At 66.0% G+C, this 8,461-nt stretch carries 8 protein-coding genes and 1 tRNA gene; 4 read left to right on the forward strand and 5 right to left on the reverse strand.

All coding sequences use genetic code 11. From position 1 onward, the window contains the following. Positions 1 to 91: 91 nt before the first annotated feature. The 5 genes from yihA to rpmH are packed head-to-tail and all read right to left on the reverse strand — an operon-like array spanning position 92 to position 3,277. The gene (gene yihA / locus SP5_RS15095) at positions 92 to 766 is read right to left on the reverse strand and encodes a ribosome biogenesis GTP-binding protein YihA/YsxC (protein ID WP_042490318.1); all 675 of its coding nucleotides are present in this window, start codon (positions 764 to 766) and stop codon (positions 92 to 94) included. Continuing rightward, on the reverse strand, positions 763 to 2,463 hold the full coding sequence (gene yidC, locus SP5_RS15100; RefSeq protein ID WP_042490320.1) for a membrane protein insertase YidC: 1,701 nt from the start codon (positions 2,461 to 2,463) through the stop codon (positions 763 to 765). Before yidC ends, yihA begins: the two co-directional genes overlap by 4 nt. 18 nt (positions 2,464 to 2,481) lie before the next feature. Then, positions 2,482 to 2,694 carry a membrane protein insertion efficiency factor YidD gene (gene yidD, locus SP5_RS15105; protein WP_042490341.1) on the reverse strand — a complete coding sequence of 71 codons (213 nt, stop codon included), beginning with the start codon at positions 2,692 to 2,694 and terminating at the stop codon, positions 2,482 to 2,484. A gap of 2 nt (positions 2,695 to 2,696) precedes the next feature. Further along, positions 2,697 to 3,083, reverse strand: coding sequence for a ribonuclease P protein component (rnpA, locus tag SP5_RS15110; RefSeq protein ID WP_439645621.1), 387 nt, complete (start codon positions 3,081 to 3,083; stop codon positions 2,697 to 2,699). A 59-nt stretch (positions 3,084 to 3,142) separates the two neighbouring features. After that, positions 3,143 to 3,277, reverse strand: a complete 135-nt coding sequence (rpmH, locus tag SP5_RS15115) for a 50S ribosomal protein L34 (RefSeq protein WP_042490346.1) — start codon at positions 3,275 to 3,277, stop codon at positions 3,143 to 3,145. Positions 3,278 to 3,473: 196 nt separating this feature from the next. Here rpmH and SP5_RS15120 point away from each other — a divergent pair, with 196 nt between their 5' ends. The 4 genes from SP5_RS15120 (at position 3,474) to SP5_RS15135 (ending at position 8,122) form a co-directional block, all read left to right on the forward strand. Then, on the forward strand, positions 3,474 to 4,988 hold the full coding sequence (locus SP5_RS15120) for a YifB family Mg chelatase-like AAA ATPase (RefSeq protein ID WP_042490322.1): 1,515 nt from the start codon (positions 3,474 to 3,476) through the stop codon (positions 4,986 to 4,988). After that, complete coding sequence (locus tag SP5_RS15125) at positions 4,988 to 5,284, forward strand: hypothetical protein (RefSeq protein ID WP_042490326.1); 297 nt, start codon at positions 4,988 to 4,990, stop codon at positions 5,282 to 5,284. The genes SP5_RS15120 and SP5_RS15125 overlap by 1 nt, the downstream gene beginning before the upstream one ends. A 57-nt stretch (positions 5,285 to 5,341) precedes the next feature. Continuing rightward, positions 5,342 to 5,426 (forward strand) — tRNA-Leu (locus SP5_RS15130). A gap of 617 nt (positions 5,427 to 6,043) precedes the next feature. Beyond that, positions 6,044 to 8,122, forward strand: a complete 2,079-nt coding sequence (locus SP5_RS15135) for a TonB-dependent siderophore receptor (RefSeq protein ID WP_052811579.1) — start codon at positions 6,044 to 6,046, stop codon at positions 8,120 to 8,122. Positions 8,123 to 8,461 lie beyond the last annotated feature (339 nt).

Here is an 8,461-nt window from a genome sequence, read left to right on the forward strand (position 1 = left end):
AATAAGCTGTCATAATTTGGAGACGCGTTATCTCGCGAATCGGGGAAGGCGGGGACCCGGCGCATCACGGCCGAGTCCCCGGCTGGGTTGCTCAGCCAATGGCTTCCAGCACGGCCGCACGCAGTTCGGGAATCCCCATGCCGCCCTCGCTCGACGTGGCGAGAATATCGGGGTGCGCGGCGGCGCGCTTGCGCGCCTCGACCTCGGTGCGGGCGATGACATCGGCGAGTTCGGTCGCCTTCACCTTGTCCGCCTTGGTCAGGACGATGCGGTAGCTGACCGCCGCACGGTCGAGCATCTCCAGGATCTCGCGATCCACCTCCTTGATGCCGTGACGCGAGTCGATCAGCACCAGCGCGCGCTTCAGCGCCTGCCGTCCGCGCAGGAAGTCGTTCACCAGGAAGCGCCACTGCTTCACCATGTCCTTGGGCGCCTTGGCGAAGCCATAGCCCGGCATGTCAACGAGGCGCAGCAGGGGGGGCGTGCCGACGTCGAAGAAGTTCAGCTCCTGCGTCCGGCCCGGCGTGTTCGAGGTGCGCGCCAGCCCGTTGCGGTTGGTCAGCGCGTTGAGCAGCGACGACTTGCCGACGTTCGACCGCCCGGCGACCGCGACTTCCGGCACCACGGGATCGGGCAGGAATTTCAGCGCGGGCGCGGACTTCAGAAAGGTGACCGGACCGGCGAACAGCTTGCGCGCCGACTCGACCAGTTCCTCCGAGAAACCTTCCGGCTTCTCGGTGGGGGCAGGGGTGGGAAGCTCGCTCACTTCTTGACGACCGGCTGCTTCAGGCCCGGATGGCGGGCATAGAGCAGGCGCTGCTGGAGGATCGAGATGCAGTTGGTCGTGATCCAGTAGACCTGAAGGCCGACCGCGAACGGGGCCATCACGAACATCAGCACCCAGGGCAGGATCGCGAAGACCTGCTTCTGCGCGTCGTCCATCGGCTGCGGGTTCATCTTGAACTGGAAGTACATCGAGATGCCCAGCAGGATCGGCACGACGCCGATCGCGATGAAGTGCGGCGGCACGAAGGGCAGCAGGCCGAACAGGTTAACCGGGGTCAGCGGATCGGGCGCGGACAGATCCTTGATCCACAGCACGAAATGCTGGTGACGCATTTCGATCGTCAGCATCAGCACCTTGTAGAGCGAATAGAAGATCGGAATCTGGATCAGCGTCGGCAGACAGCCCGCCAGCGGATTGACCTTCTCCTGCTTGTAGAGGGCCATGACCTCCTGCTGCATCCGGACCTTGTCGTCCTTGTATCGTTCTTGCAGCGCCTTCATCTTGGGCTGCACCGCGCGCATCGCCGCCATCGAGGCGAACTGGCGCTGGGCAATCGGGAACATCAGCGCGCGGATCGTGACGGTCAGTAGGATGATCGCGACGCCGAAATTGCCGACGAGTTTGAACAGCCAGTCGAGATAATAGAAGATCGGCTTTTCGATGACGCGCAGATAACCCCAGTCCAGCGCGTAATCGAGCTTTGTCGCGCCTTCCTTGTCGGTATAGCGGTCGAGCAGCGCGACTTCCTTGGCACCCGCGAAGAAGCGCGTGGTCTGGGTGATCTGCTTGCCCGGCGCCAGCGTCTGCGGCTGGAGCGTATAATCGGCCTGATAGGTCTGGCCCGCGCCTGCACGGAACTGGCCGTCGAACGCCTTGGCCTGATCGGGGATCAGCGTCGCCAGCCAATATTTGTCGGTGAAGCCCAGCCAGCCGCCGGTGGTGGTGAAGCGGGTCGGGGCCTTGTCCAGGTCCTTCCAGTTCGGGCCGTAATTGGCCGAGCCGTTGTTGACCGACATCGGGCCGACATGGATCGTCCAGGTGTCGGGATCGGCCGAGATGCCGCGGTTCACATAACCATAGGCCGCGACCGGCACCGCCGCGTTGCCGCCGTTCGCCACCGTCTGCTGGACGGTGAACATGTAATCCTTGTCGACCGACAGGACGATACGGAACTGCTGGCCGGTGGCATTGGCGGCGGTCAGCGTGACCGGCTGGCCGGGGCGCAGCACGGGCGCGCTGGCGGTCCAGACGGTATCGGCGGCGGGCGGGTTCAGCCCGTCGGTGCGCCAGCCGAAGCCCGCGAAATAGGCACCCTCGGCACCCGCCGGCGACAACAGGCGGATCGGCGGGGAGTTCTTGTCAACCGTCTGCTTATAGTCGAGCAGGACGAGGTCATCGATCCGAGCGCCCTTCAGGTTAATCGAACCCTTCAGGCGCGGCGTGTCGATCGCCACGCGCGGGGTTTCGGCCAGCACGACCTTGCGGTCGCGAATCGCGGTCGGCGTCGTGGCGGTCGGGTTGGCCGTGCTGTTGGTCACCGGCACCTGCTTGCCGTCGACGATCTTGGTCGCGGGCGGATTGCTCGGGAAGAACTTGCTCTGGATGAGCGGCCATCCGAACAGGATCAGCGCCGCGATCACCGCGAACACGACGAAATTCTTGCGGTCTTGGTTCACGTGGAAACCCCGTTAGTGTCAGGGGACCGGGTCGGGTCCGTGCCCGCCCCAGGGATGGCACCGCGCAATGCGCTTGAGCGCCAACCAGCCCCCTTTGACCGCGCCATAGCGGCCAATGGCCTGTATTGCATAGGCCGAACAGGAGGGTTGATAGCGACAAGTGGGCGGCAGGATCAGCGAGGGGCCGAGTTGCCAGCCCCGCGCGATCAGGATCAAGGCCCGCGCGAACAGGGTCACGCGGGCTCTTGGGTCGGCGATGCGGGCTGGCGATGCGCGCCGCCACGGGGGCTGCGCCCCTTGCCACGGCCATGATGCACGCGCGGTTCGCGGGGCTTGTCATGGCTGCCGGTATCGGGAGCGGCGGCGCGAGACAGCGCCTTGGTCAGCTCGGCGGTGAGCGCGGCATAGTCGCGCTCAATCCCCCCTTGCCGTCCGATCAGGACGTGGTCGGCGCCCGCTATGCCCTTTTCCGGCAACAGATCACGCGCGAGCGCCCGCAACCGGCGTTTCATCCGGTTGCGAACGACCGCGTTTCCGATCTTCTTGGTGACGGTGAAGCCGACGCGAATCGCCGCGTCACCGTCATCCCGCGGGCGAACCTGCAGCACGAAGCCGGGCATCGCCACGCGTCGCCCGCCATTGGCCGCGAGGAAATCGCGGCGGCGGGTCAGCGTCGTGATTACGCCGACAGCTTCTTGCGGCCGCGTGCACGACGCGCGCGGATCACGGCACGGCCGCCCGGCGTGGCCATCCGCGAACGGAAGCCGTGACGGCGAGCGCGCACCAGATTGCTCGGCTGAAAGGTACGCTTCATCGTTCATTCCTTGGATACGTCTGAATAAAAACGGCCGCCACGAGGACGGCCTTGGTGGCAAGCCGCTTACGCAAAGCGGGCTTTCAAGTCAATCCGCTGTACGCACTCCTACGTACCCGTCTGCCCCTTGCGGTCGGGCGGCATCCTTTGCAGGAAGCATAAGCGGGCAGGGGAGCGCCCGTACAGGGGGATTTGCATGGCGACGATCGTCTCGACAGTGGCCTATCTGGGGCTGGAGGCGCGTGCCGTCGAGGTGCAGGTCCAGTTGATCGCCGGTCTGCCCGCCTTCAATCTGGTCGGGCTGGCCGACAAGGCGGTGGGGGAGAGCCGGGAACGGGTGCGCGCCGCCATCGCCGCCATGGGCCTGGCCCTGCCGCCCAAGCGGATCGCGGTGAACCTGTCGCCCGCCGACCTGCCCAAGGAAGGATCGCATTTCGACCTTCCCATCGCGCTGGCGCTGCTGGCGGCGATGGGGGTGGTCGATGCCGAACTGCTCGCCGATCATGTCGTGGTCGGCGAACTCGCGCTGGACGGGCGGATCGGGCCTTCGCCCGGCGTGCTGCTGGCCGCGCTCCATGCCGGATCGCTCGACAAGGGCCTGATCTGTCCCGCCGCGCAAGGGGCGGAAGCGAGCTGGGCAGGCGGTGGCGCGGTGATCGCCGCACCCGACCTGCTCTCGCTGATCAACCATCTGAAGGGCCATTCCGTCCTGCCGACCGCCGAGGGCGGACTGGTGGAAGAGGGCGTGGCCGGTCCCGACCTGTCGCAGGTGAAGGGACAGGAAAATGCCCGCCGGGCGCTGGAGATCGCGGCGGCCGGAGGGCATAACCTGCTGATGAGTGGTCCTCCGGGGTCGGGCAAGTCGCTGATGGCCGCGTGCCTGCCCGGCATCCTGCCGCCGCTCGATGCCGCCGAGGCGCTGGAAGTCTCGATGGTCCATTCCGTTGCGGGAACGCTGGCGGGTGGACGGCTGACCCGGACGCGGCCCTTCCGTGCGCCGCATCACTCCGCCTCGATGGCCGCGCTGACCGGCGGCGGGTTGAAGGCCCGGCCGGGCGAGATGAGTCTGGCGCATCTGGGCGTGTTGTTCCTCGACGAACTGCCCGAGTTCCAGCGTGCGGTGCTCGATTCGCTGCGCCAGCCGCTGGAAACCGGCACGGTCAGCATCGCGCGGGCCAATGCGCATGTGACCTTTCCGGCACGCGTACAGCTGGTCGCGGCGATGAACCCGTGCCGCTGCGGCCATCTGGGCGACGCCGCGCTCGCCTGTGCCCGCGCGCCGCGCTGTGCGGCGGATTATCAGGCCAAGATTTCCGGGCCGCTGCTCGACCGGATCGATTTGTCGGTCGAGGTCCAGCCGGTTCGCGCGGTCGATCTCTTTTCATCCGCCGCCGCCGAATCATCGGCGACGGTCGGCGCGCGGGTGGCGGCGGCACGCGCGCGTCAAACCGAACGCTATCGCGATGCCGCCGTGACGGTGCGCACCAATGCCGAGGCCGACGGCCCATGGCTGGAACGCTTCGCCACGCCGGACGAGCCGGGCCGCGCCCTGCTGGTCGAGGCGGCCGAGCGAATGCGCCTGACCGCGCGCGGCTATACCCGCGTCCTGCGCGTCGCGCGGACCATCGCCGATCTGGCGGGCGCGGATCAGGTCGGGCGTATCCATGTCGCCGAAGCGCTCGGCTATCGTCAGCGGCCGCCGGTCAATTGATGGCGCGCAAGGCAATGCGCTGGATCACTCCGATCCTGTTGATGGTGTGTGGGCCGCCCCTGACATGGCTGGCCATCCTCTGGTCCGATCCCGTGGCGTCCGGCGTCCGCGGTCCGCCACTCTTCTATGGTCTGGCCGCGCTGGCGACCGTTCCCGGCCTCATCGGCCTGTCGATGCTGCCTCTGCGCACCCGCGCGAAGGCGCTGATCCTGCCGCTTTACCTGACCGCCCTCATCTTGGTCCTGCTCTATACTCTGGTGGTCTTCGTTTGCGTCGCCACCCACGATTGCCCCTGATCCCGGCAATCGGCGCTTGCGTACGCCGTCACCCTCGTCTAGCAGCGCGGCTTCGCTGCCCCTGTGGCGAAATTGGTAGACGCATTCGACTCAAAATCGAACGCCGCAAGGCATGCTGGTTCGAGTCCGGCCAGGGGCACCATCACTCAACCGTCAAAAACCTGCGTAAAACAGCGGTTTGACAGGACGGTCAACAGACAGCGCAGCTCGGTTCGATGGGGTGGAATGGTCCCACGACACCTTAATTTGCGTCATTCGCCTGCCAGACCTGGCGACGGGTTTATCGGCATGGCACGCATCCGAGCGTTCCCCGACACCGCGATTCTCGACCTTCACACTGGCACATGGTCCGGTCCCCCAACGGCGGCCTGCTGCGTCACCGAGCGCCTGCGGTCCGTCGCAGCGCACCGCCCATAGCCCGTGAGCGGCAGAGGGTAGACCGGGGCCGGCACAGGGATGGGGTATGCCCCCCAAGGACCACCAGAGCGCGTCTCCAATGCCCAGCGCGATGCCGTGCTGAACCCTGACTACCATCGCAGCATCGCGCATGGAGAAAGGCCTGCCGGCCCGGATGGACCTTGCCCATGATGCTTTGAACGCACCGTATTTTGCCGTGACGGAGGCAAACCCATCTTTTCGGTACGGGGCAATGGCCAGACAAACCGGCCTCCAAAGCCTTTCTAACGATTGAATGTCCGGCTTTGTTTAGCTAACGGTTCGCAATATCATTTCGTCACCTGCTTCTGAACGGAGTCCTTCATGATCCGCTGGCTTTCCGGCATGGCTTCGCCGTGCCTGCTCATTTCCTCGCCCGTCGCAGCGGAGGCGGGTGATCCCGAACAGGGCCAGCGCGAGATCGTCATCACGGGAGAGCGGCTGGCCGAGGTCGATGACGAGACGGATACGGCGACGCGCACCGCCACGCCCATGAAGGACATACCGCAATCGATCCAGATCGTGCCGCGCAGCGTGATCGAGGATCAGAACAGCATCCGCCTCAGCGACGTGCTGAGCAACGTGTCGAGCGTGCAGCCGGCGAGCATGGCGGGCAATCGTGGCGAAATCTTCCAGATCCGTGGATTCGCCACGCCCCGTTACGCGATAGACGGCGTGCTGCTGAACCGTGTGTCGGACCGGTCAGAGGTGTTTCTCGACTTGGCCAATGTACAATCGGTCGAGGTGCTGAAAGGCCCGGCGTCGGTGATGTACGGCCAGGGCGATCCTGGTGGCGTCATCAACATATCGACCCGCCAGCCTAGCCATAGCCCCACCGCCGAAATCGAGTTGCAGGGCGGCAGCTTCGGCTTCGCCCGAGCCTCCGCCACGGCCAGCGGGGCCGTCACCGACAGGGTTGCCGTGCGCCTCACCGGCGCGGCGCAGCGGCTCGACGGGTTCCGTGGTGGCGAAACGGTCGATTCCACCCGCCAGTTCGCCGCGGCCTCCGCCCGCTGGACGCCGGGCGCGGCGACCGTTGTCAGGCTCGACCTGGATCACGCCAGCCAGCGCGGCCCTTTCGAACGTGGCCTGGTCGTCGGGGCCGACAATCGCATCACCCTGCCGAGGGACCGTTTTCTTGCCGAACCCTGGTCGCGGACAGCGGCCCATCGTTCGCGAGCGTCGCTGGATATCGGGCATGAGGCGGCCGACTGGCTTACGCTGCGGCTGAACGCGCGGCACGTCGATGCGACCGTCGACGACGATGATGCGATCGACAACCGAGCACTGGGCAGGGACGGCCGCACCCTGACGCGGCGGGCGACACGGCGGGTCGAACGGCTGAAATCCGCCGACATGCGCGGCGAGGCATTGGCACGCTTTTCGACAGGCATGATCGATCACAGGGTGCTGGCGGGCGTAAACTACAGCCGCGCCACGCTCGATTTCGTCGCCGACCGGGCCAACATCGCGGGAATCGACATCCTCGCACCTGCCTATACCGCTCCCGTGCCGCGCCTCTCGCCCAATGCCAGCTTCCTGCGTCGATCGACCCTGTACGGAGTCTATCTGCAGGATCAGGTGACGGTCACGTCATGGCTCAAGCTGCTGGGCAGCGTCCGCCATGACGAGGTGCGCGATCGCCAGACCGACCGGTTTTCCAACATGCGGGTCGACCGCGACAGCGGCGCGACGACGTTCCGCACCGGCATCGTGGTGCAGCCGATCGCCGCTCTCTCGTTCTTCGGCGGTTTCGGGCAGAGCTTCCAGCCCCAGACCGGCCGGCGCGCCGATCGCGGGTATCTCGATCCCGAGCGGGGCCGCCAGTGGGAGGCCGGTGTGAAGGCCGATCCGGCTGATGGGCGCCTGATGGCCACTGCCAGCGTGTTCGACATCCGCAAACGCAACGTCGCGACCGCCGACCCCGACAATCCCGGCTTCTCGCTTCAAACCGGCGAGCAGCACGTCCGCGGCGCCGAGCTGGATATCACCGGTCATCCGACGCGGCGCTGGCAGGTGATCGTCAGCGGCAGTCACCTCGACGCGACGATCAGCCGGGACGAGACTTTCGCGATCGGCAATCGCCTCACCAACGTTCCCCGCTGGTCGGGGCGATTGTGGAGCAGCTATATCCTGGGCGGTCCGGTCGAAGGACTGACGGTGGCGGCGGGGCTGACCCGTGTCGGGCGGCGGAGCGGCGATCTGAACAACAGCTTCTTCGTCGATGGCTACACCATCTATGATGCGACGATCAGCTACCTGATCCCGAATTCCGGGGTGGAGTTTTCGGTGACCGGCCGCAACCTCACCGATCGCTATTTCATCGAATCCGCCGTGCAGCGCCTGGAAAACTATCCCGGCGCGCCCCGCACCATCATGGGTTCCTTACGTGCGCGCTTCTGATGCTCGGGAGGACGGGGACTCAGGAACCGATGCGTGGCGATCCGGCACCGCCATGATGCACGACGCGGCGGTATCCACAATGCGTCCCCGCCGGTGACGAACAGCCGTCGTGGATCGTCACCGAAAGCGCAATTGCCACCCGGATACGGCGTCGGGACAGTCGTGATAGGCCGGGCGGTTTCGTCTAACGTCTCGATCCGCCGTGCCGAACTGCTCCGGCTTCATCCGCGACGATCGAGCGTGAAGCCATCGGGAATGGCGCTGGATATGGCTGAGAAACGACGTGCATTGCTCGACGTCGTGCCGTCATTGTTCAGGCCGATGGTGGTTAGAGTTGAA

Origin of the sequence: Sphingomonas parapaucimobilis NBRC 15100, from assembly GCF_000787715.1 — a bacterium.
In the GTDB taxonomy this organism is placed as follows: Bacteria; Pseudomonadota; Alphaproteobacteria; order Sphingomonadales; family Sphingomonadaceae; genus Sphingomonas; species Sphingomonas parapaucimobilis.

Excerpts from the sequence above, each read along its gene's own strand:
- SP5_RS15135 (WP_052811579.1), top strand. The coding sequence starts at position 6,044 with ATGATCCGCTGGCTTTCCGGCATGGCTTCGCCGTGCCTGCTCATTTCC.
- SP5_RS15120 (WP_042490322.1), top strand. The coding sequence starts at position 3,474 with ATGGCGACGATCGTCTCGACAGTGGCCTATCTGGGGCTGGAGGCGCGT.
- rpmH (WP_042490346.1), bottom strand. The coding sequence starts at position 3,277 with ATGAAGCGTACCTTTCAGCCGAGCAATCTGGTGCGCGCTCGCCGTCAC.
- rnpA (WP_439645621.1), bottom strand. The coding sequence starts at position 3,083 with ATGCCCGGCTTCGTGCTGCAGGTTCGCCCGCGGGATGACGGTGACGCG.
- SP5_RS15125 (WP_042490326.1), top strand. The coding sequence starts at position 4,988 with ATGGCGCGCAAGGCAATGCGCTGGATCACTCCGATCCTGTTGATGGTG.